The organism is Pseudomonas fragariae (ex Marin et al. 2024) (assembly GCF_059621105.1).
This window is the reverse complement of record NZ_CM184369.1, coordinates 49,345-68,813: the sequence shown is the minus strand read 5'-3', so window position 1 is coordinate 68,813 and position 19,469 is coordinate 49,345. Positions and strand designations below refer to the sequence as shown.

The window sequence follows — 19,469 nt, the reverse complement described above, 5'->3', positions numbered from 1 at the left end:
AGCCTCTGCGCGCGGGCCGATTCATGGAACGGGGGGCAATCCCGGATTCATGTGTTTTTCGGCTGGCCCGCGGGCAGCCTTCCTCATGCGCCCCTCAGGCACTGCCGATTGATTGATCGGCTTAGTGTCTGAAGCAATTCCCAATCGGCGCCGAAGCCGCCCTGACCGGGATTGAGCTGTTATTATCCGTCGCATTCACTCAGTACGGATTGTTCAATGTCCTCTCGCGAAATCCGCATCGCCACTCGCAAAAGCGCGCTGGCACTCTGGCAGGCAGAATACGTCAAGGCCCGCCTGGAACAGGCCCACCCCGGCCTGCTCGTGACGTTGGTGCCTATGGTCAGCCGTGGCGACAAACTGCTCGACTCCCCGCTGTCGAAAATCGGTGGCAAAGGGCTGTTCGTCAAGGAGCTGGAAACCGCGCTTCTGGAAAACAACGCCGACATCGCCGTGCATTCGATGAAAGACGTGCCGATGGATTTTCCACAAGGCCTGGGCCTGTTCTGCATCTGCGAGCGTGAAGACCCGCGCGATGCATTCGTCTCCAACACCTTTGCCAGCCTGGACCAGTTACCGGCGGGCAGCATTGTCGGCACCTCCAGCCTGCGCCGTCAGGCCCAATTGCTGGCGCGTCGACCCGACCTGCAGATCCGTTTCCTGCGCGGCAACGTCAATACCCGTCTGGCCAAGCTCGATGCCGGCGAATATGACGCCATCATCCTCGCCGCCGCCGGCCTGATCCGCCTGGGTTTCGAAGACCGCATCACCTCGGCAATCAGCGTCGATGACAGCCTGCCAGCCGGTGGCCAAGGCGCGGTGGGTATCGAATGCCGTAGCGTCGACGCCGAAATTCATGCGCTGCTTGCCCCTCTGCACCACGAAGACACCGCCGTGCGCGTGATTGCCGAGCGTTCGCTGAACAAGCACCTAAACGGTGGCTGTCAGGTGCCGATCGCCTGCTACGCCGTACTGGAAGGCGATGACGTCTGGTTGCGCGGCCTGGTGGGCGATCCGTCCGGCAGCGTGTTGCTGCACGCAGATGCCCGGGCACCCCAGACATCCGCCCAGGCACTGGGTGTGCAGGTGGCCGAAGCGCTGCTGGAGCAGGGCGCCGCCGAGATTCTGAAAGCGGTCTACGGCGAGGCCAATAACGAATGAGGGGCTGGCGTCTGCTGCTGACCCGCCCGGCCGAAGAGTCGGCAGCGCTGGCCAGGGTGCTGGCCGAGGCCGGTACCTTCAGCAGCAGCCTGCCCCTGCTTGAAACCGAGCCGTTGCCCTTGACGCCTGCACAGCGTTCGATCATTTTCGAGCTGCTCAATTATTGTGCAGTGATCGTGGTCAGCAAGCCGGCCGCGCGACTGGCCATCGAACTGATCGACGAAGTATGGCCGCAACCGCCCCTGCAACCCTGGTTCAGTGTGGGTTCAGCAACCGGGCAGATACTGGTCGATTACGGGCTCGATGCGAGCTGGCCGGAGCAGGGCGACGACAGCGAAGCCTTGCTTGAACTGCCGCGCCTCAAACAGGCGATTGCCGTACCGGGAAGCCGTGTGTTGATCATGCGCGGCGACGAGGGGCGCGAGCTGTTGGCCGAGCAACTGCGCGCGCTGGGGGTGGGCGTTGATTACCTGCCGCTGTATCGTCGCTACCTGCCGCAGCATGCGCCCGGCGCCCTGGCGCAACGTGTCGCGGTGGAACGCTTGAACGGGCTGGTGGTCAGCAGTGGGCAGGGTTTTGAACATTTGCTTGAGTTGGCGGGGGATTCATGGCCGGACCTGGCCGATCTGCCGCTGTTTGTACCGAGCCCCCGGGTTGCCAGCATTGCGCGGGCAGCCGGAGCACGGACCGTTATTGATTGTCGTGGCGCCAGCGCCGCGGCATTGCTGGCAGCGTTGCGGGAACAACCTCAGCCTGCCGTCAAGGCGTAATGATCGACACCTGTCGTTTACGCTATTACGCCAAAATGCAAAGGATGGGATACGTGAGCGAAACAGCCTTGCCTAAAGACGAAGAATCGGTGTTGAAAACGCCTGCATCCAAGCCTGAGCCAGTCCGCACCGAGCGCACCGGCAGCCGCAACAGTGGCCTGGTATTCCTGGCCTTGCTGCTGGCAATTGCCGGTATCGCCGTCGCCGGCTGGGGAGTCTGGCAACTGCGCATGTTGCAGGCCGGGCACCAGCAACAGCGCGGACAGGTCGAGGACATCGCCGAACAGACCCTGGTGCTGGCGCAGAATGACCAGCAACTGAGCGCACGTATCGCGCAATTCCCGCCAGCCAACCAACTGGAAGACAGCCGCCGTCTGGTCGCGCAACTGCAAGGCGATCAGCAGCGTCTCAGCCAGCGACTCGAAACCGTGCTGGGGGCGAGCCGCAAGGACTGGCGTCTGGCCGAGGCCGAACATCTGCTGCGCCTGGCCAGCCTGCGCCTTTCAGCGCTGCAGGACATCAACAGTGCGCAGGCGCTGGTTCAGGGTGCCGACGAAATTCTGCGTGAGCAGGATGATCCAGGCTCCTTCGCTGCCCGCGAGCAACTGGCCAAGAGCCTTGCCGCCCTGCGCAGCGTCGAGCAGCCGGACCGCACCGGGCTGTTTCTGCAACTGGCTGCCTTGCGTGAGCAGGCTGTACAGCTCAACAAGCTGGCTCCCGAATACGCAGACAAGGGCGAGTCGCTTATGGGGCTGACCGCTGACAAGACCGAAACCAGCCGCTGGTCGCAGTGGTGGGACGAGATCTCACATTACTTCCGCATCGATTTCAACGCCGACAAGGACATCCGCCCGGTACTCGCCGGCCAGAGCCTTTCGCAGGTGCGCCTGGCCCTGAGCCTGGCGCTGGAGCAGGCGCAGTGGGCAGCGCTTAACGGCGAGCCCGAGGTTTATTCCAAGGCCATCACCGAAGCGCAGAGCGTCCTGAAAGCCAACTTCGATCAGGACGACCCACAGGGCAAGGCGCTCGGCCAAGGGCTTGATGCCGTCGCCAGCCAGCCGGTATCGGTGAAGACACCGGATCTGGCACCAACCCTGAGCGCCGTGCAGGCCTACCTTGAACGCCGACACGCTGCCGGCCAGCCAGCCGAGGCGCAACAGGGGACCAGCCGATGAAGCGCTTCTATGTGCTGTTATTCATCGCGATCGCCGCTGCGGCGCTGATCGGGGTCGCCATCGCCGAGCATTCCGGCTATGTCCTGATCGCCTATCAGAACTTCCGCTATGAATCGAGTCTGTGGGCAACCCTGGCGTTGCTGGTCGTTGCGTTACTGGTGATCGCACTGCTGAGGCTGCTGATCACCCTGCTGACGACCTCAGGCCGCGTGGTCAACCCATGGTCGCGCCGCAACCGCCGTCGTCGCGTGCAAATAGCTATCGAGCAAGGCCAGATGGACCTTGCCGAGGGCCGCTGGTCCAGCGCCCAACGTCATCTGCAACGCGCCGCCGAAGCCGATACGCATCCGCTGCTCTACTACATCGGCGCTGCACGTGCTGCCAACGAGCAGGGCCGTTACGAAGACTGCGATGCCTTGCTGGAGCGTGCGCTCGAGCGTCAGCCACAAGCCGAGCTGGCGATTGCCCTGAATCACGCTCAACTGCAGCAGGACCGTGGCGACACCGAAGGTGCGCTGACCACACTGCTGGCCATGAAAGAGCGTCATCCGCACAACCCACAGGTGCTTCGTCAGTTGCAACGCCTGTATCAGCAACGTGGTGACTGGTCCGATGTGGTTCGCCTGATGCCGGAGCTGCGCAAGGACAAGGTCCTGCCAGCCAAGGAACTGGCCGAGCTGGAACGCCGCGCCTGGGGCGAAAACCTTAGCCTGGCGGCGTACCGCGAAGGCATCGAAGGCGCACCGACCGGTCTGCCTTCACTGGAAAGCGCCTGGCAGGGGCTGGGTTCTGCGCAACGTCAGGAGCCGCAACTGGTGCTGGCGTATGCCGATCAATTGCGCCGTCTGGGTGCCGAAGCCCAGGCCGAAGAGGTGCTTCGTAGCGCCCTCAAGCGCGAGTACAACAGCCATCTGGCGCGTCTGTATGGACTGGTTCGCGGCAGCGACCCGTTGAAGCAGCTGCAAACGGCGGAGGGCTGGCTCAAGCACCATCCAGCTGATCCAAGCCTGTTGCTGAGCCTGGGACGTATCTGTCTGCAAGGTCGACTGTGGGGCAAGGCGCGGGATTATCTGGAGAGCAGTCTGCGCCTGGAGCGCAATCCCGAAACCTGCGCCGAGCTGGCTCGCCTGCTCGGCCAACTGGGTGAGACGGATCGCAGCAATCAGCTGTTTCAGGAAGGTCTGGGCCTGCTCGACGAGCGCCTCCTGTCGCGCCCCTTGCCGGTGCTGACCAAGGCCTGAATCCGCCGGAGAGTCCTCGGTGAGGGCTCTCCGTGCTGCCTCACCAGCCCGTCAGGATCAATGCGTGAGAATCGTCCTACATCCATGTGTAAAAGAACCACGCAGCGGCGTGTTCTTTTTCCTCGGTAAACAGCGACGCATCCGTACGCCGCCACCTTGAATGCGCCGCACCCTTTCCTCTACCGTAATCGTCTCGTCCTTTGTTACGGATTTGCCATGTATCTGGCTCGCACACGCTTCCTGTTCTTCCTGGCATCGCTGGCCTGTGCATCAATCATTGGCGTCGCCTTTTACCTGCAGCAAGCCGCAGGTCTCGACCCTTGCACTCTGTGCATGGTGCAGCGAGCTGCATTCATCGCCTGTGGGGTGCTGGCGCTCTGTGCTGCCTGCCACGCGCCAGGCCCGACCGGCACGCGCCGCTACAGCCTGGGGCTTCTGCTGGTCGCCCTGGCAGGGCTTGCTGGCGCAGGCACACAGGTGTGGCTGCAAACCGCTTCGGCCGATCAATTGATACCGTTCATTACCAGACTGGAGCAAATATTGAGCCTGCTCTCTCTGGATATGTGCATCGACCGGCTGCGAAGCGACGCGCTGTTTTGCGCCGAAATCACCTGGACCCTGTTCGGTATCAGCCTGCCAGAGTGGAGTCTGCTGGCATTTACAGGCCTGGCGCTGCTGCCGCTGTATCCTCTTTTCAGCGAATTGAGCCACTGGCTGGCGACCAGAGATCGGGGCGGCTATTAAACGCTTGTATGAACTTTATCTCCTGCGTACCTTGATGGCCTTGTCGAGCGGGCATAATCTGGGCCGCACGCGTCACTGGAAATATGCTGTCCTGACGCATTTATCAGGTCAGGTCCCGGCCAACTACCAGGACCGGCCCAGGACTGCATGCCCCTGAAGGGAAGAGAGAAGACCATGCTGGAAAGTTGTCAGAATGCTCAGGAACGCTGGGGCGGGGTGAACAAGCTGATTGATCGCTGGCTTCAAAGCCGTCTCAAACTGGTCGAAGCCTACGATGCACTGGGCGACACGCCCGCAGCGCTGGCAGCCGACCGCGAAGGCTTGCAGAACTTTTGCGGCATTCTTGTGGATTACGTCTCCGCCGGGCACTTCGAGGTTTACGAACAACTGGGTGATGAAGCGCGAGCGTTCAACGACAAACGTGGGCTCGAACTGGCAGACACGATCTATCCGCGTCTGGACTTCATTACCAAGTTTGCGCTGACGTTCAATGATCGCTGTGACAAGGGAGACTGCTCGGATGCGACGGCGGTGGCCCGGGAGTTCAACCAGCTGGGGCAATTGCTGCACGAGCGTTTCGAGCTGGAAGACTGCCTGATTGAAGTCCTGCATAACTCGCACAAGGAAGAGATCGCCGCTCAGGTGTGACCTGGTTGATGCAAGTGCTACACGCCAAGGGTGCTTATTGCACCCTTTCGCATTTCTGAACGCCGGTTTCCGTCCGCTTACTGTGAAACCGCAACCAGCTCGATTTCAAATACCAGTGGTGTAAACGGATCGATCAGATCGCCAGCGCCCTCGGCACCATAGGCTTGATCCGAAGGGATCACCAGCCGCCACTTCGCGCCGGTCGGCATGTTCTGCAAGGCGCTGGTCCAGCCGCTGATCACACTGTCGAGCCGGAACCACTGGGGCTGGGTGCTTTGATCGAAGATGGTGCCGTCCGGCAAGCGACCGACATAACGCACTTCAACCCGGCCATCGGCACTGGGCTTGGGGCCGGTGCCAGGAGTCAGCTCGGTCATGAGAATCCCGTCAGCCAGCACCTTCACACCCGGCTTGGCCTTCTCGCTGTCCATGAACGTGCGCTCGGCCTTGAGAGCCGCCTCGGTCGGCGCATCCGTACCGGCAGTCTCGGCCTGGGCGATCGCGGCGTCATGCTCGCGCAGAATCTGGTCGATGCGGTCCTGCTTGAGCGCCAGCGGCTTGCCCTGATAGGCCTGCTTCAAGCCCTCTACCAGCGCCTTGAGGTCCAGGTCAGGGACTTCCTGATGCAACCGCTCGCCGAGGCTTGCACCCAGGCTGTAGGCGAGATCGTGGCCGTCGCTGGACGCAGGCGGCGCCTCGGCGGCCTGAGCCAGGGGTAGCAAGAGGAACAACGACGTTAACAGGTAGCGCGACATTAATGCTCTCCGGCCTGGGAAGGCAGCGATTATGCCAGCGCCAGCGCGAGTAGTGACGAGTCTTGTGATGTGAATTTCACAATGCCTTTGCATCGTGCCGAGCAATCATTTCTCTGAGTATGCAACAGCGCCCCATGGATGCTGTCAAGATGCCCTAGCGGCGATGCGCGCAGAAGCCTAGTATGAGCCGCAATTTCGTCACCCAGGAGGTAAGTCATGTCGGCCAAAAAGAAGCCAGTAAATACTCCGTTGCATTTGCTCCAACAATTATCGGGCAGCTTGCTTGAACATCTGGAAGACGCCTGCTCCCAAGCCTTGGCTGATGCCGAGAAACTGCTCGCCAAGCTTGAGAAACAGCGCGGCAAGGCGCAGGAAAAACTGCACAACTCCCGCATCAAGTTGCAGGATGCTGCCACCGCCGGAAAATCCAAGGCGCAGGCCAAGGCCAAAGGCGCCGTGTCCGAGCTGGAAGAGTTGCTGGACGCTCTCAAGGATCGTCAGACCGAAACCCGCACTTACATCCTGCACCTCAAGCGTGATGCCCAGGAAAGCCTGAAACTGGCCCAGGGTATTGGTCGCGTGAAAGAGGCGGTCGGCAAGATCCTGACTACTCGCGATGCCAAGCCTGTCGCACCGAAAGCGGTCGCCAAGACACCTGCTGCCAAAGCCCCGGCAAAAACCGCAGCGAAAGCGCCGGTTAAAACAGCCGCCGCCAAGCCAGTCGCCAAGGCCGCAGCCAAGCCTTCCGCAGCTGCCAAGCCAGCCGCAAAAACTGCTGTTGCCAAGGCCCCGGTAAAAGCCGCTGCCAAACCGGCCCCCCGGGCGACTGCAGCAGCCAAGCCTGTCGCAGCCAAGACAACGGCCGCCAAGCCTGCTGCAGCCAGGACAACGGCTGCTAAACCGGCCGCGGCCAAGCCTGCTGCCACCAAGGCGCCGGTTGCCAAGACCACCGCCAGCAGCGCTGCCAAACCAGCAGCAGCAAAAGCGGCGGCCGCCAAACCTGCGGCGAAAGCGCCTGTGAAAGCGCCCGTCAAGGCTCCGGCCAAAGCACCTGCCAAGGCACCTGTGAAAGCAGCAGCCAAGCCTGTCGCCAAACCTGCGGCCAAGCCTGCCGTGAAGCCAGCCGCCGCCAAACCGGCCACGCCAGCGCCTGCTGCAGCCAAGCCGACAACGCCTGCACCTGCCGCGCCCGCCGCCGCACCGGCAACACCTGCCAACGGCGCAACGCCAACCAGCGCTTCCTAAGTCTGGTCGACGGCAAGTCCAACCGCGATGCGCAGCACATGCAGCGCATCGCGGTTTTTTTCTGCGTCCCCTTCGGCAAGTTCGAGCAGCCACTCCTCTGCATTCCTCGCCTCACCCGCCGGCCAGTCCCCGGTCAGTGCCTCAAGCTTCATCATCAGACCGTGTTCGGCCTCCAGTTCCAGCGCCTTGACCTTCATTCGCAACGCACTGAGCTGTGCGTCTTCAAGCGCCGCATGGCGCCATTGGTTACGCAAATCCCGCAACGGACGCACCACATCGTCATGCCAGGGTGTCGCCAACTGCTTTATTTGCGCCACTCGCTGAGCATCGCACGCCACGTCGCGCGTGCCCAGCCACACCCCGCAAAGCACCATGCACACGTTGGCCCCGTTGGCTTGCAGCGTCAGGCAAGCCTGTTCCACACCCGGTCGGGCGTAGAAATCGAGGGTGAAACTCCAGAGCGCTGAAGGCATAGTGATCCACCTGTTCAGGACGAAGCTGGTAGACTCCGCCGCCATTATGATTCGACTTCAAAGCCTTACCTTACAGCGTGGTCCGCAACGTCTGCTAGAAGACGCCGAGCTGACTCTGCACGCCGGCCATAAAGCCGGTCTGATCGGTGCCAATGGCGCCGGTAAATCCAGCCTGTTTGCCCTGCTGCGTGGAGAGCTGACGCCGGACGCCGGCGACTGCCTGCTGCCCGCCGACTGGCGTATCGCGCACATGCGCCAGGAGGTCGACACGCTCGAACGCCTGGCCGTGGATTACGTGCTCGATGGCGACGAGCGCCTGCGCGAGGTACAGAGCTCGCTGGCCGAGGCCGAAGCCGCGCAGGACGGTGCCGCTCAGGCCCGTCTGCATTCGGAGCTCGACAGCGCCGACGGTTATACCGCCGACGCACGCGCTCGCAAGCTGCTGGCCGGGCTGGGCTTCACCAACGAACAGATGGAGCGTCAGGTCGGCAGTTTCTCCGGTGGCTGGCGTATGCGCCTGAACCTGGCGCAGGCATTGATGTGCCCCTCGGACCTGCTGCTGCTCGACGAACCGACCAACCACTTGGACCTCGACGCCATTCTGTGGCTTGAAGACTGGCTCAAGAGTTACCCCGGCACCTTGCTGCTGATTTCCCACGACCGGGATTTTCTGGACGCCGTGGTCGATCACATCGCCCATGTCGAGCAACGCAAGATCACTCTCTATCGCGGCGGCTACAGCGCGTTCGAGCGGGCCCGTGCCGAACGTCTGGCCCAGCAGCAACAGGCCTACGAGAAGCAGCAGGCGCAACGTGCGCACATGGAAAAGTACATCGCGCGCTTCAAGGCCCAGGCCACCAAGGCCCGTCAGGCACAAAGCCGGATCAAGGCGCTGGAACGCATGGAAGAGCTGTCGGCCGCGCACGTCGACTCTCCGTTCAACTTCGTCTTCCGTGAGTCCGACAAGATCTCCAGCCCCTTGCTGGACCTGTCCGATGCGCGCCTGGGTTACGGCGACAAGACCATCCTCGAGAAGGTCAAGCTGCAACTCACGCCCGGTGCACGCATCGGCCTGCTGGGTCCGAACGGCGCAGGCAAGTCGACGCTGATCAAAAACCTCGCCGGCGAGCTTGAGCCGCAAAGCGGTCGGCTGGTGCGTGGCGAAAACCTCACCGTGGGCTACTTCGCCCAGCATCAGCTCGACTCACTGGACGCCAAGGCGACGCCGTTGCTGCACCTGCAGCGCCTGGCACCGACCGAGCGTGAACAGACCTTGCGCGATTTCCTTGGCGGTTTCGACTTCCGTGGCGCGCGTCTGGATGAGCCGGTGCTGAATTTCTCCGGTGGCGAGAAAGCCCGTCTGGCGCTGGCGCTGATTGCCTGGGAAAAGCCCAACCTGTTGCTGCTCGATGAACCGACCAACCACCTTGACCTGGAGATGCGCCTGGCGCTGACCATGGCCTTGCAGGAGTTCGGTGGCGCGGTACTGGTGGTGTCTCACGATCGGCACTTGCTCAAGAGCACGACCGATGACTTCCTGCTGGTGGCCGACGGCCGCGTGCAGGCGTTCGACGGCGATCTGGATGACTACACGCGCTGGCTGGCCGATTACCGGCTGCGCAACGCTCCGGTCAGCAACACGCCCGTCAACGCCGACAAGACCGACAAGAAAGCCCAGCGCCAGCAGGCAGCGGCCTTGCGTCAGCAACTGGCGCCGCACAAGCGCGAAGCCGACAAGCTGGAGCGTGATCTCGGACTGGTGAATGAAAAACTCGCCAAGGTCGAAGAAGCGCTGGCTGACAGCACCAACTACGAGGCGGCCAACAAGGACAAGCTGCGCGATCTGCTGGCCGAACAGGCGAAGCTGAAAGTGCGCGAAGCCGAGCTGGAAGACGCCTGGATGCAAGCGCTGGAACTGTTGGAATCAATGCAGGCCGAACTGGAAGCATTGTCGTGAGTGAGGCAGGGAAGTGATGGACATGTTGGGCTTGCCGGTATCCGCGTACTGGCTTGAACCGCTGCTGGTGGGTGCGCAGATTCTGCTGATCCTGCTGGCCGGTTACGTACTGCAACGCATCGTGGGTGGTTTTCTGACCGGGCTGGGCGAGCGCTATCCGTTGCCGCCAGAATTGCTGGTGCCGGTTCGCGGCGGCCTGCGCTGGTTGATCATGGGCAGCGCCTTTGTCCTCGTCCTGGGTCGACTCGGGGTGTCGGCCACGGTGCTGTGGACTGCACTGTCCGGCTTCGTCGCCGTTGCGGCGGTGGCGTTCTTCGCCATGTGGAGCGTGCTGTCGAACCTGCTCTGCGCCATTCTGATCTTCACCATCGGCCCGTTCCGCATCGGTGACATGGTCGAGCTGGTCGATACGCTGGACAAGCCGGGCGTGAAGGGGCGGGTGGTCGCCATCAATCTGATGTTCACCACTCTGATCGAGACCCCGGAAGCCGGAGGCGCGCTGGTCCAGGTGCCCAACAGCCAGTTTTTCCAGAAGTCGGTGCGCCGCTGGCGTGGCAGCGATCTGTTTGCGCAGATGGTGGTCGCAAAGCAGCCGGACGAGCAGGATTAGAAATCGTTAGCTTTGCAAAGCAACCCGCATTAATTTACTGAGCATTCGACTTTGCTTGAGGTGCACGATGGCGCTTGAAACGTGGCTGGGCTTTTTTGCGGCCTGCTGGATTATCAGTCTGTCTCCCGGCGCGGGCGCCATCGCTTCGATGTCCTGCGGCCTGCAATACGGTTTCTGGCGTGGCTACTGGAATGCCCTGGGCTTGCAGATTGCGTTGGTGGCACAGATCGCGATTGTCGCGGCAGGTCTGGGTGCCGTGCTGGCGGCCTCCGATATGGCGTTCACGCTGATCAAATGGTTCGGCGTCGCGTATCTGGTCTATCTCGGCATCAAGCAATGGCGCGCCCTGCCAGCCGACCTGGCCGATGAATCTGCCGTGCGCCCTGTGGGCAAACCGATGACGCTGGTATTGCGTGGTTTTCTGGTGAATATCAGCAACCCCAAGGCGCTGATCTTCATTCTGGCGATCCTGCCACAGTTCATCGACCCGGCCGCTCCGCTGCTCATCCAGTACGCGATCATCGCGGCGACCATGGTGGTGGTCGATCTGATCGTGATGGCGGGCTACACCGGGCTGGCATCCAAGGTGTTGCGCCTGCTCAAGACGCCTCGCCAGCAACGTCGCATGAATCGCACCTTCGCCAGCCTGTTCGTGGGCGCGGCAGGTTTCCTCGCGACGTTGCATCGCGGTACGGCCTGAAACGTGTCGGTCTCGAGCCCTGAGCAGACATCCGTTTTGCTCAGGGCGACTGAAGGCTGAACGTAAGATTCTGTAACAAAAATAGACCTCGACTATTGAGTAGTGCCGTTGCGGCGTTAACAATGCAACGCTTCGCATTCCCGTCGAGATTCTGCAATGCCCGTCCATTCTCGTTTTCTTGCCTGGTTACTGTTGCCGCTCCTGGCGCTGGGCAGCTGCGTTGCGCTGGCCGACCCGGTCGAGGGTGCAGCCCAGGCGCTGCATCTGCTGGATTACCTGGGGGCCGATTACCCGGCGACCGTGGCAGACGGCAAGGTCGTGGACACCGTCAAGTACCAGCAACAGGTCGATAACCTGGCTGCGTTGCAGGGCCTGGTCGTTGCCTTGCCGCAGCGCGCCGAGCGGGATGCTCTGGAGCAGGCGGTCACCCAGCTGAAAAGCGCTGTGGCGGGTCGACAGGACCCTTCGCAGGTCACGCGTCAGGCGCGGCAGTTGAGTGCCAGGCTCGCGCTTGCCTACGAGGTCAGTCAGGCCCCGGCCATTACGCCGGACCCGGCCCGTGGCGCGCCTTTGTACGCCCAGCATTGTTCGGTGTGCCATGGTGACAGCGGTGCAGGGGACGGGCCGGCAGGTATCGGCCTGGAACCGCCGCCCTCGAACCTGCGGGATACCGCGCGGCTGGATCGCCTGAGTCTCTACGATCTCTACAACGCGACCGGGCTGGGTATTGCCGGCACCGATATGCCCGCGTTCGCCGACCAGCTGGATGATCGCCAGCGCTGGGATATAGCGACCTATATCGCCAGCTTCAGCGCGCAACCTGTCGCCCAGCCTGCCAAGACCTTCAACCTTGCCGACCTGGCTCGCCAGACACCGGCCGAAATCCAGGCAGCCGAAGGTCCGGACGCTACCGCCACCTTCCGGGCCCAGCGCGCGCAGCCACCACAGGTACAGCGCGGCCCGGCGCAACTGCTGGATTACACCAGTGTAACGCTGGACAAGAGCCTGGCAGCCTACAAGGCCGGTGATCGCGAGCAGGCCTATGATCTGTCGGTCGCGGCGTATCTGGAGGGTTTCGAGCTGGTCGAAAGCTCGCTGGATAACGTCGACGCCAATGTGCGCAAGGACACTGAAAAGAGCCTGATGGCTTACCGGCAGTCCTTGCAGGACAGCATGCCGCTACCTCAGGTTGCGCAGAAGCTGGAAGCAGCCAAAGGCAAGCTCAAGGAGTCGGCGGACCTGTTGGGCAGCGACGGCCTGAGCCTGTCACTGAGCTATATTTCGGGCCTGTTGATTCTGCTGCGTGAAGGACTGGAAGCGATTCTGGTACTGGCGGCGATTCTGGCGTTTCTGCGCAACACCGGCCAGCAGTCTGCCGTACGCAGCGTCAACATCGGCTGGGGTCTGGCGCTGCTGGCCGGGCTGGCCACCTGGGCGCTCGCGGCGTATGTCATCGACGTCAGCGGCGCACAGCGGGAATTGCTGGAAGGCGCCACCGCGTTGTTCGCCAGTGTGATGGTGCTCTGGCTCGGGGTGTGGATGCATGACCGTCGCCACGCCGCTGCGTGGCAGGACTACGTCAAAAGCAGCCTGGTCGGCGGCGGCGGTCGTTTCGGCTTCGCGGTGCTGGCGTTCTTCTCGGTCTACCGCGAGCTGTTCGAAGTCATCCTGTTCTACGAAACCCTGTGGCTGCAGGCAGGACCGGCCGGGCACGACGCCGTGCTGGCGGGCGGTGCCACGGCGCTGGTGCTGCTGGTGGGCCTGGCGTGGATCATCCTGCGCGGCTCGGCGAAGCTGCCGCTGTCGCTGTTCTTCGGCATCAACGCTGCGCTGCTCTGCGCACTGTCGGTGGTGTTTGCCGGTCACGGCGTCAAGGCGTTGCAAGAGGCGGGCATATTCGGCACACGGCCGGTGCCGTTCTTCGAGTTCGACTGGCTGGGCATTCACGCCGACCTGTACTCGCTCGGCGCACAGGCCATCGCCCTGATCGCCATTGCCGTGCTGTACGGCAGAAGTCGTCTGACCGAGAAGCGCAGGCTGCAGACGGCAGACTGAAACTTCACGCGTGCTCAAGGACAAGCGGCGCCCGCCGCTTGTCCTGACTGTATGTTTAAGTGCTATTAAAGCCCTCCTTTAGATAGTTCCCGCCCTGTATAAAAAACCACCTGTTACTTCTGCCAGTAGACGCCCTTTTTCTTCAAGCCTAGTGTAGCGAAACGCCAACTCGGCTATCGGGTACTGGCGCATTTACCTGAGAACGAGGTGGGTGATGGCCAAGTATGAGATTCGGTTGTGGGCTGAAGACATTGAGGAACATGACCATCCTGAAATAGCCATTGAATTTTATGAAAACGATGATTTGCAAGAGCATGCCTGGGTCAGGCTGCACCCTCATGGCAAGCACAAGATTCGCGGCGAACTGGGAAGGGACGAGGAAGTTCTGACCGACCTGGCATTGGCCTTCAGGAAGAAGGTGGCTGAGTTGGTGGATTGGTGACGCCTGGTAATAAAACCTGATTTACGCAGGTGCCGGAAAGGTATGCAGTACTGGCATCTCAATCAATAAAAGAGGATTGAGAACATGGCTAATTATGAAGTAAGACTTTCAAGCGCCGAACTTGAAGGCGACGCGACGCCTGAAGTACTCGTAGAGTTCTGGGACAGCGAAGCTGTCAATGAAAGAACAGGCCGCAAGGGAGACGTGGCGTTTACGGCGTTTGTAACGGCTTCCGGTAACGGCGACGGTTACGATACGGTCAAGAGCAAGGCCGACGTTGATGGGGTAGAGGGAATCGATGACAAGGATGACGCCATTTTGATCGAACTGGCCAAAGCATTCACCAAAATGAATCTTTCCATCAAGTAAACAGTGACACGACCGTCAGGAGTGAGGGGCACTTTCGATGCCCCTCGACATGCTGAGTCAGACGTTGATCACTCCAAATCAACCGGCTTCTTCAACTTCGGGTTCGGGAAGAACTGTACACCCTGAACCTTGGGATCCGCCGGTTTGACCACCACCTTGTTGACCCGTGTGCCCAACTCCTTCGGTATCGAAATACCCTGCTCGTTGAGCGTATCGCTGTAGCCGCAACTCACGCACTCGCGATGCGGCACGTCGTTTTCGTTCCACATCATCAGTTTGTCAGGCTCGCTGCACGCCGGGCACACCGCCCCGGCGATAAAGCGTTTCCTGGTAATGACTACCGGTGTATCGGTCATGCTGCCGCGTCCTCACTCAAGCCACTGTGACGCAACAATGCGTCAATCGACGGCTCGCGTCCGCGGAAGTCGACGAACAGCACCATCGGTGCCTGCGAACCGCCACGCGCCAGAATGGCTTCGCGGAAGGCGCGTCCGGTTTCAGCGTTGAGCACGCCATCTTCCTCGAACTTCGAGAACGCATCGGCGGACAGCACTTCAGCCCACTTGTAGCTGTAATAACCGGCGGCGTAACCACCTGCGAAGATGTGCGCGAAGCTGTTCGGGAAGCGGTTGTAGGCAGGCGGACGCATCACTGACACTTCGTCGCGAATGCCTTCCAGCACGTCCAGCACGCTGCGGCCGTCGCCATGCGTGGCATGCAGTTCGAAGTCGAACAGCGAGAACTCCAGCTGACGCACCATCATCAGGCCGGACTGGAAGTTCTTGGCAGCGAGCATCTTCTCCAGCAGATCCTGCGGCAACGGCTCGCCGGTTTCGTAATGACCGGAGATCAGCGCCAGGCCTTCGGGCTCCCAGCACCAGTTTTCCATGAACTGGCTCGGCAACTCGACCGCGTCCCAAGCCACGCCATTGATACCGGATACCCCGGCATGCTCGACGCGGGTCAGCAGGTGATGCAGGCCATGACCGAATTCGTGGAACAGCGTGGTGACTTCGTCGTGGGTGAGCAGCGCAGGCTTGCCTGCGACAGCGGGTGTGAAGTTGCACACCAGATTGGCCACCGGGCTTTGCAACGTGCCTTGCGCCGTACGGCGACGGTCACGCGCGCCGTCCATCCAGGCACCGCCACGCTTGTTGGCGCGGGCATACAGATCGAAGAAGAAACGCCCGACGTGCTGGCCGTTTTCCTTGATCTCGAACAGACGAACATCCGGGTGCCAGGTGTCGAAGCCTTTCTGCTCGGCAATCTCGATGCCGTACAGGCGTTGAACGATGGTGAACAGGCCGCCGAGCACCTTATCGACAGGGAAGTAGGCGCGCAGGATTTCCTGGGAAACGCTGTAGCGCTGCTCGCGCAGCTTCTCGCCGTAGAAACCGCTGTCCCAGCTTTGCAGATCCGGGCAGCCCTGTTCGGCGGCATAGGCCTTGAGCTGCTCCAGGTCCTGGGCAGCAAACGGCTTGCTGCGCTTGGCCAGGTCACGCAGGAAGCTCAGCACCTGATCGCTGGACTCGGCCATCTTGGTCGCCAGGCTCAGTTCAGCGTAGTTAGCATAACCGAGCAATTGCGCGAGTTCCTGACGCAGGTCGAGGATCTGCTCCATGACCGGCGTGTTGTCGTTCTTGCCGGCGTTCGGACCTTGATCCGACGCGCGGGTGGCGTACGCCGCATAGACTTCCTCGCGCAGTGCGCGGTCTTCGGCGTAGGTCATCACCGCGTAGTAGCTCGGAAATTCCAGCGTGATCAGATAGCCTTCCAGGTCCTTGGCCTTGGCTGCGGCGGCCATCTGCTGCTTGGCAGAGTCGGTCAGGCCGGCGAGGGCGGACTCATCGGCAACCAGCTTGGTCCAGGCCTGAGTGGCATCGAGCAATTGGTTGGAAAACTGGCTGCCCAGCTCCGACAGCTTGCTCTGCACTTCGGCATAGCGCTTCTGCTGCTCAGGCGGCAGATCGATACCGGACAGGCGGAAGTCACGCAGCGATTGCTCCAGAATGGTCTTCTGGCCAACGTCGAAACTGGCGGCCTCGGGGCCATTGGCCAAGGCTTCATAGGCCTGGAACAGCGCGCGGTTCTGGCCCATCTCGGTGGAGTAGGCGCTCAAGGCCGGCAGGCACGATTCATACGCTTCGCGCAGCTCGGCGCTGTTGCACACGGCATTGAGGTGGCTGACGGGGCTCCAGGCAGCGCCCAGGCGGTCGTTCAGCTCGTCCATGGTCAGCACCAGCCCGGCCCAGGTCGGTGTCGAACCCTGTTTGGCGAGGATGTCGGCAATCGCGGCACGGTTATCCGCCAGGATCTGTTCGATAGCAGGTTTGACATGCTCGGCACGAATCGCCGAAAAGGGTGGCAGGTCGTACGATTGCAGAAGAGGGTTGTTCGCGCTCACGGTTTTGCACCTTGCCTTGAAGAAACACTCAGCCATCTTAATTACAATCGACGCCGACCGCAGCAACCAAACCCGCTCTACACGCCTATCACTGCCAAAGAAGGAGCCTATCGTGGCCATTCGCAAGTTTCAGGAGCACACCCCAGCCCTCGGCGAACGGGCCTTTGTCGATCATTCAGCGGTGGTAATCGGCGACGTCGAAATCGGCGCCGACAGCTCCGTCTGGCCGCTGACCGTGGTGCGCGGCGACATGCACCGGATCCGCATCGGCGCCCGCACCAGCGTGCAGGACGGCAGTGTGCTGCACATCACCCACGCTGGCCCATTCAACCCGGACGGTTTTCCGCTGCTGATCGGCGATGAAGTGACCATCGGCCACAAGGCCATGCTGCACGGCTGCACAATCGGCAATCGCATCCTGGTCGGCATGGGCACCACCATCATGGACGGCGCGGTCGTTGAAGACGAAGTGATCATCGGCGCCGGCAGCCTGGTACCGCCGGGCAAAGTGCTGGAAAGCGGCTTTTTGTACGTCGGTCGCCCGGTCAAACAGGTGCGCGCCCTGACCGAAAAGGAAATCGCCTTCTTCCCGTACAGCGCGACTAATTACGTGAAGCTCAAGGATCAGCATCTGGCGGAAGGGTTTGATAAGGGTTGAGGCCCGCTATTAATACTGCGCTCTGCACTCAGTCGGCCTTCAATTCTGGCCGAAGGCCGTAGGAGCGAGCCGGGGCGACGCTTCGCTTGTTCGCGAAGACCGCGGTTCAAACGCCCTTTGTGTGGGCGCTGTACCGACCTCTTCGCGAGCAAGCTCGCTCCCACAGGAGCTTCAAGGCATCAACGCCTGCAGCGCCGCCTTGCGCGCCTCGGCAGGCATCCCGCCCAGCTTCTCCACCGCTCGATAAAAAGCCTGCCAGTCGCCATTCTCCTGCCTGAACAACGTCTCGAACGCTGGCACCCATTGATCGTAAAGACCAAAAGGCAGCAGTTTAGCGTTGTTCATCGGGCTGTTGATCCAGGCATCGAAACGCTTGTCGCCAGCCCACTGCTCATCCCGCAACGCGCGGTAGTCACGGCGCATCCGCTCGAATTCCTCAGCCTTGCGCGCGCGCATCACTTCGGCCGACAGCGGATGACGATAAAGCGCCTTGAGTCGCTCCCGGGTGTCGAGCACCAGCCGGGTAAACTGATCACGCCGTGCCGACTGCGAAACACTCTCCGGCGGCAATCCCCGCGCCGCACGCCATTGCCGCGTACCTTCCTGCTCGACGAAACTGGCGTAGGACTCATTGAACTCCGTGTCGTCCTTCACATAAAAGCGCTGATGCGCCAATTCATGAAAAATCAGCGTGGCCAGACGCTCGTCACCCCAGCCCATCATCGAACTGAGAATCGGATCATTGAACCAACCCAGCGTCGAATAGGCTTCCACGCCACTCAAATACACATCCTTGCCCGCCTGCCGCTGCAACGCCGCCTCGCCACGCGCCCCGCCAGGGCTGTAATAACCGCGATACGCGACACACCCGGCAATGGGAAAACAATGCGTGACCGGCTCCAGCGAGAACTCATCCGTCGCGAACACATTCCACACCACATAAGGGCGGCCCAGATCCGCATACAGGCGATAACTCTGGTTATCCGGCAGATGCAAATGCTCGCTGGCAAACGCCCGCGCCAACTGTGACCGGGCCAGATGCCTGCGCAAACCTGCATCCCGAGTCGGGTCAGCAATGATCTTCTCCACCGTCTCACGGGCCTGCAGCAACTGCCACTGACCCTGCGCCAACTGGCTGTAGTAGGAAACGCTGGAGCAGCCGGTCAGCAGCGTAGCGGCCGTCAGCGCTAGCAGGTGGCGAAGGCGTGGCAGGGCGAATGTGGCCATGAAGGGAAGGGCTTTGGTTATGTGGAGAAGGTGATGTTATGCCGGACGGATGTGGCAGGCTATGCTCAATTCACACAATCCGGAACCGCCCACATGCGCTTCACGACACTGCCGATTGCTCTTGTACTCGCCACCCTCGCCGGATGCGCCGGCCCCTTGCCTGCCGTCAATCCGGACATGGCGTGGGTCGACATGCGCACCATCACCGGCCAGTTGATCATGGGCGACAAGCTCGATGGCAGAAACACTTACGACGGGCGCTATTTTCAAGTCACGCCGGGCAGCCATGAGTTGCAGGTGCGTTATGACTATGAATACCGATCGGGCGGCATGGGGATGATCGGCGACGAGTACACCGAGATCACCTGTTACGTCAGTGTTCGTTACGACCACTTCGCTGCCGGGCAGCGTTATGTGCTGGAGGTACGCTCACTGGCGAACAGTGTCGACGCCTGGCTTTACGATGCAGAGCGCAAGGTGGTGGCCGAGGAGGAAGAAGAGGGCGGGGTGCACTGCATCTGATCAGCGGCCGTTGAGCTGATAGATGATTTTTTTCGTACCGTTGTCGCAGCTGCCGACGATCATGCTGGGATCGGTGGCTTCTTCGTTGCTCACGATTTCCAGCGTGTAGGACGTGACATTGTTGGCCTGGATCTTGGCCTCGATTTCAGCCTTGAGCTCTTCGCAGGATTTCGGTGCCGCCAGGGCGCTGGTTGCCAGCAGGGTGCAGGTCGCTGCCAGAATAAAACGTTTCATGCTCGACTCCTGATCATAATCAAACCATGCGTCAACCAACGCATGACCGATGAAGCAAGCCAGCTTTATACAGCAGATACAG

At 61.4% G+C, this 19,469-nt stretch carries 21 protein-coding genes; 15 read left to right on the top strand and 6 right to left on the bottom strand.

All coding sequences use genetic code 11. The annotated features are described in order from the left end of the window. Positions 1-216 precede the first annotated feature (216 nt). From hemC to AC54XV_RS00300, 6 genes are all read left to right on the top strand, one after another. Positions 217-1,158, top strand: coding sequence for a hydroxymethylbilane synthase (gene hemC, locus AC54XV_RS00325; RefSeq protein ID WP_060400511.1), 942 nt, complete (start codon positions 217-219; stop codon positions 1,156-1,158). Then, complete coding sequence (locus tag AC54XV_RS00320; protein ID WP_060400510.1) at positions 1,155-1,928, top strand: uroporphyrinogen-III synthase; 774 nt, start codon at positions 1,155-1,157, stop codon at positions 1,926-1,928. Before hemC ends, AC54XV_RS00320 begins: the two co-directional genes overlap by 4 nt. Before the next feature lie 53 nt (positions 1,929-1,981). Further along, on the top strand, positions 1,982-3,103 hold the full coding sequence (locus AC54XV_RS00315; protein WP_024641405.1) for a uroporphyrinogen-III C-methyltransferase: 1,122 nt from the start codon (positions 1,982-1,984) through the stop codon (positions 3,101-3,103). Continuing rightward, entirely contained in the window at positions 3,100-4,344 is a 1,245-nt protein-coding gene (locus tag AC54XV_RS00310; RefSeq protein WP_011266158.1) for a heme biosynthesis protein HemY, read from the top strand. The genes AC54XV_RS00315 and AC54XV_RS00310 overlap by 4 nt, the downstream gene beginning before the upstream one ends. A gap of 216 nt (positions 4,345-4,560) precedes the next feature. Next, positions 4,561-5,088 (top strand): disulfide bond formation protein B, encoded by a 528-nt coding sequence (locus tag AC54XV_RS00305; RefSeq protein ID WP_024651184.1) that lies wholly within the window; start codon positions 4,561-4,563, stop codon positions 5,086-5,088. A 174-nt stretch (positions 5,089-5,262) separates the two neighbouring features. Further along, positions 5,263-5,736 carry an Rsd/AlgQ family anti-sigma factor gene (locus AC54XV_RS00300; protein ID WP_003401557.1) on the top strand — a complete coding sequence of 158 codons (474 nt, stop codon included), beginning with the start codon at positions 5,263-5,265 and terminating at the stop codon, positions 5,734-5,736. A gap of 77 nt (positions 5,737-5,813) precedes the next feature. On the opposite strand, the gene AC54XV_RS00295 is transcribed toward AC54XV_RS00300, so the two are convergent. Then, positions 5,814-6,491 carry an FKBP-type peptidyl-prolyl cis-trans isomerase gene (locus AC54XV_RS00295; protein WP_003401556.1) on the bottom strand — a complete coding sequence of 226 codons (678 nt, stop codon included), beginning with the start codon at positions 6,489-6,491 and terminating at the stop codon, positions 5,814-5,816. A 216-nt stretch (positions 6,492-6,707) separates the two neighbouring features. On the opposite strand from AC54XV_RS00295, the gene AC54XV_RS00290 reads away from it, so the two are divergent. Further along, complete coding sequence (locus tag AC54XV_RS00290; protein ID WP_024651185.1) at positions 6,708-7,736, top strand: AlgP family protein; 1,029 nt, start codon at positions 6,708-6,710, stop codon at positions 7,734-7,736. Here AC54XV_RS00290 and AC54XV_RS00285 read toward each other — a convergent pair. Continuing rightward, the gene (locus tag AC54XV_RS00285; protein ID WP_060406235.1) at positions 7,733-8,209 is read right to left on the bottom strand and encodes a TIGR02444 family protein; all 477 of its coding nucleotides are present in this window, start codon (positions 8,207-8,209) and stop codon (positions 7,733-7,735) included. The two genes, AC54XV_RS00290 and AC54XV_RS00285, sit on opposite strands and share 4 nt — an antisense overlap. A 46-nt stretch (positions 8,210-8,255) precedes the next feature. Here AC54XV_RS00285 and AC54XV_RS00280 point away from each other — a divergent pair, with 46 nt between their 5' ends. The 6 genes from AC54XV_RS00280 to AC54XV_RS00255 all read left to right on the top strand — a co-directional run bounded on the left by AC54XV_RS00280 (position 8,256) and on the right by AC54XV_RS00255 (position 14,342). Beyond that, on the top strand, positions 8,256-10,166 hold the full coding sequence (locus tag AC54XV_RS00280) for an ATP-binding cassette domain-containing protein (protein ID WP_024640024.1): 1,911 nt from the start codon (positions 8,256-8,258) through the stop codon (positions 10,164-10,166). A 16-nt stretch (positions 10,167-10,182) separates the two neighbouring features. Continuing rightward, positions 10,183-10,776 (top strand): mechanosensitive ion channel family protein, encoded by a 594-nt coding sequence (locus tag AC54XV_RS00275; protein ID WP_024651188.1) that lies wholly within the window; start codon positions 10,183-10,185, stop codon positions 10,774-10,776. A gap of 67 nt (positions 10,777-10,843) precedes the next feature. After that, complete coding sequence (locus AC54XV_RS00270) at positions 10,844-11,476, top strand: LysE family transporter (RefSeq protein WP_011266152.1); 633 nt, start codon at positions 10,844-10,846, stop codon at positions 11,474-11,476. Between the two features lie 156 nt (positions 11,477-11,632). After that, positions 11,633-13,531 carry a cytochrome c/FTR1 family iron permease gene (locus AC54XV_RS00265; RefSeq protein WP_104653213.1) on the top strand — a complete coding sequence of 633 codons (1,899 nt, stop codon included), beginning with the start codon at positions 11,633-11,635 and terminating at the stop codon, positions 13,529-13,531. A 214-nt stretch (positions 13,532-13,745) separates the two neighbouring features. Continuing rightward, positions 13,746-13,973 carry a hypothetical protein gene (locus tag AC54XV_RS00260; RefSeq protein WP_003401541.1) on the top strand — a complete coding sequence of 76 codons (228 nt, stop codon included), beginning with the start codon at positions 13,746-13,748 and terminating at the stop codon, positions 13,971-13,973. Between the two features lie 84 nt (positions 13,974-14,057). Then, positions 14,058-14,342 (top strand): hypothetical protein, encoded by a 285-nt coding sequence (locus AC54XV_RS00255; RefSeq protein ID WP_060400508.1) that lies wholly within the window; start codon positions 14,058-14,060, stop codon positions 14,340-14,342. A 68-nt stretch (positions 14,343-14,410) separates the two neighbouring features. Here AC54XV_RS00255 and AC54XV_RS00250 read toward each other — a convergent pair whose 3' ends face one another. Together AC54XV_RS00250 and prlC are read right to left on the bottom strand one after the other, a co-directional pair. Further along, on the bottom strand, positions 14,411-14,698 hold the full coding sequence (locus AC54XV_RS00250; protein WP_060400507.1) for a YheV family putative zinc ribbon protein: 288 nt from the start codon (positions 14,696-14,698) through the stop codon (positions 14,411-14,413). Next, complete coding sequence (prlC, locus tag AC54XV_RS00245; RefSeq protein WP_161632401.1) at positions 14,695-16,782, bottom strand: oligopeptidase A; 2,088 nt, start codon at positions 16,780-16,782, stop codon at positions 14,695-14,697. The genes AC54XV_RS00250 and prlC overlap by 4 nt, the downstream gene beginning before the upstream one ends. Positions 16,783-16,858: 76 nt before the next feature. Between prlC and AC54XV_RS00240 the strand changes: the two genes are divergently transcribed. Next, positions 16,859-17,404: a gamma carbonic anhydrase family protein gene (locus AC54XV_RS00240; protein WP_003401536.1), complete on the top strand. Its 546-nt coding sequence runs from the start codon at positions 16,859-16,861 to the stop codon at positions 17,402-17,404. A 171-nt stretch (positions 17,405-17,575) separates the two neighbouring features. On the opposite strand, the gene AC54XV_RS00235 is transcribed toward AC54XV_RS00240, so the two are convergent. Continuing rightward, the gene (locus AC54XV_RS00235) at positions 17,576-18,631 is read right to left on the bottom strand and encodes an aminopeptidase (protein WP_104653214.1); all 1,056 of its coding nucleotides are present in this window, start codon (positions 18,629-18,631) and stop codon (positions 17,576-17,578) included. A 93-nt stretch (positions 18,632-18,724) separates the two neighbouring features. On the opposite strand from AC54XV_RS00235, the gene AC54XV_RS00230 reads away from it, so the two are divergent. Continuing rightward, complete coding sequence (locus AC54XV_RS00230; protein WP_003401532.1) at positions 18,725-19,153, top strand: PA0061/PA0062 family lipoprotein; 429 nt, start codon at positions 18,725-18,727, stop codon at positions 19,151-19,153. Here the strand turns inward: AC54XV_RS00230 and AC54XV_RS00225 are convergent, their stop codons facing one another. Further along, the gene (locus tag AC54XV_RS00225; protein WP_003318449.1) at positions 19,154-19,387 is read right to left on the bottom strand and encodes a DUF1161 domain-containing protein; all 234 of its coding nucleotides are present in this window, start codon (positions 19,385-19,387) and stop codon (positions 19,154-19,156) included. Between the last annotated feature and the right edge of the window lie 82 nt (positions 19,388-19,469).

Excerpts from the sequence above, each read along its gene's own strand:
- AC54XV_RS00290 (WP_024651185.1), top strand. The coding sequence starts at position 6,708 with ATGTCGGCCAAAAAGAAGCCAGTAAATACTCCGTTGCATTTGCTCCAA.
- AC54XV_RS00250 (WP_060400507.1), bottom strand. The coding sequence starts at position 14,698 with ATGACCGATACACCGGTAGTCATTACCAGGAAACGCTTTATCGCCGGG.
- AC54XV_RS00260 (WP_003401541.1), top strand. The coding sequence starts at position 13,746 with ATGGCCAAGTATGAGATTCGGTTGTGGGCTGAAGACATTGAGGAACAT.
- AC54XV_RS00280 (WP_024640024.1), top strand. The coding sequence starts at position 8,256 with ATGATTCGACTTCAAAGCCTTACCTTACAGCGTGGTCCGCAACGTCTG.
- AC54XV_RS00235 (WP_104653214.1), bottom strand. The coding sequence starts at position 18,631 with ATGGCCACATTCGCCCTGCCACGCCTTCGCCACCTGCTAGCGCTGACG.
- AC54XV_RS00225 (WP_003318449.1), bottom strand. The coding sequence starts at position 19,387 with ATGAAACGTTTTATTCTGGCAGCGACCTGCACCCTGCTGGCAACCAGC.
- AC54XV_RS00275 (WP_024651188.1), top strand. The coding sequence starts at position 10,183 with ATGGACATGTTGGGCTTGCCGGTATCCGCGTACTGGCTTGAACCGCTG.
- AC54XV_RS00285 (WP_060406235.1), bottom strand. The coding sequence starts at position 8,209 with ATGCCTTCAGCGCTCTGGAGTTTCACCCTCGATTTCTACGCCCGACCG.
- AC54XV_RS00310 (WP_011266158.1), top strand. The coding sequence starts at position 3,100 with ATGAAGCGCTTCTATGTGCTGTTATTCATCGCGATCGCCGCTGCGGCG.
- AC54XV_RS00300 (WP_003401557.1), top strand. The coding sequence starts at position 5,263 with ATGCTGGAAAGTTGTCAGAATGCTCAGGAACGCTGGGGCGGGGTGAAC.
- AC54XV_RS00230 (WP_003401532.1), top strand. The coding sequence starts at position 18,725 with ATGCGCTTCACGACACTGCCGATTGCTCTTGTACTCGCCACCCTCGCC.
- AC54XV_RS00320 (WP_060400510.1), top strand. The coding sequence starts at position 1,155 with ATGAGGGGCTGGCGTCTGCTGCTGACCCGCCCGGCCGAAGAGTCGGCA.
- hemC (WP_060400511.1), top strand. The coding sequence starts at position 217 with ATGTCCTCTCGCGAAATCCGCATCGCCACTCGCAAAAGCGCGCTGGCA.
- AC54XV_RS00305 (WP_024651184.1), top strand. The coding sequence starts at position 4,561 with ATGTATCTGGCTCGCACACGCTTCCTGTTCTTCCTGGCATCGCTGGCC.
- AC54XV_RS00255 (WP_060400508.1), top strand. The coding sequence starts at position 14,058 with ATGGCTAATTATGAAGTAAGACTTTCAAGCGCCGAACTTGAAGGCGAC.
- AC54XV_RS00295 (WP_003401556.1), bottom strand. The coding sequence starts at position 6,491 with ATGTCGCGCTACCTGTTAACGTCGTTGTTCCTCTTGCTACCCCTGGCT.
- prlC (WP_161632401.1), bottom strand. The coding sequence starts at position 16,782 with ATGGCTGAGTGTTTCTTCAAGGCAAGGTGCAAAACCGTGAGCGCGAAC.
- AC54XV_RS00265 (WP_104653213.1), top strand. The coding sequence starts at position 11,633 with ATGCCCGTCCATTCTCGTTTTCTTGCCTGGTTACTGTTGCCGCTCCTG.
- AC54XV_RS00270 (WP_011266152.1), top strand. The coding sequence starts at position 10,844 with ATGGCGCTTGAAACGTGGCTGGGCTTTTTTGCGGCCTGCTGGATTATC.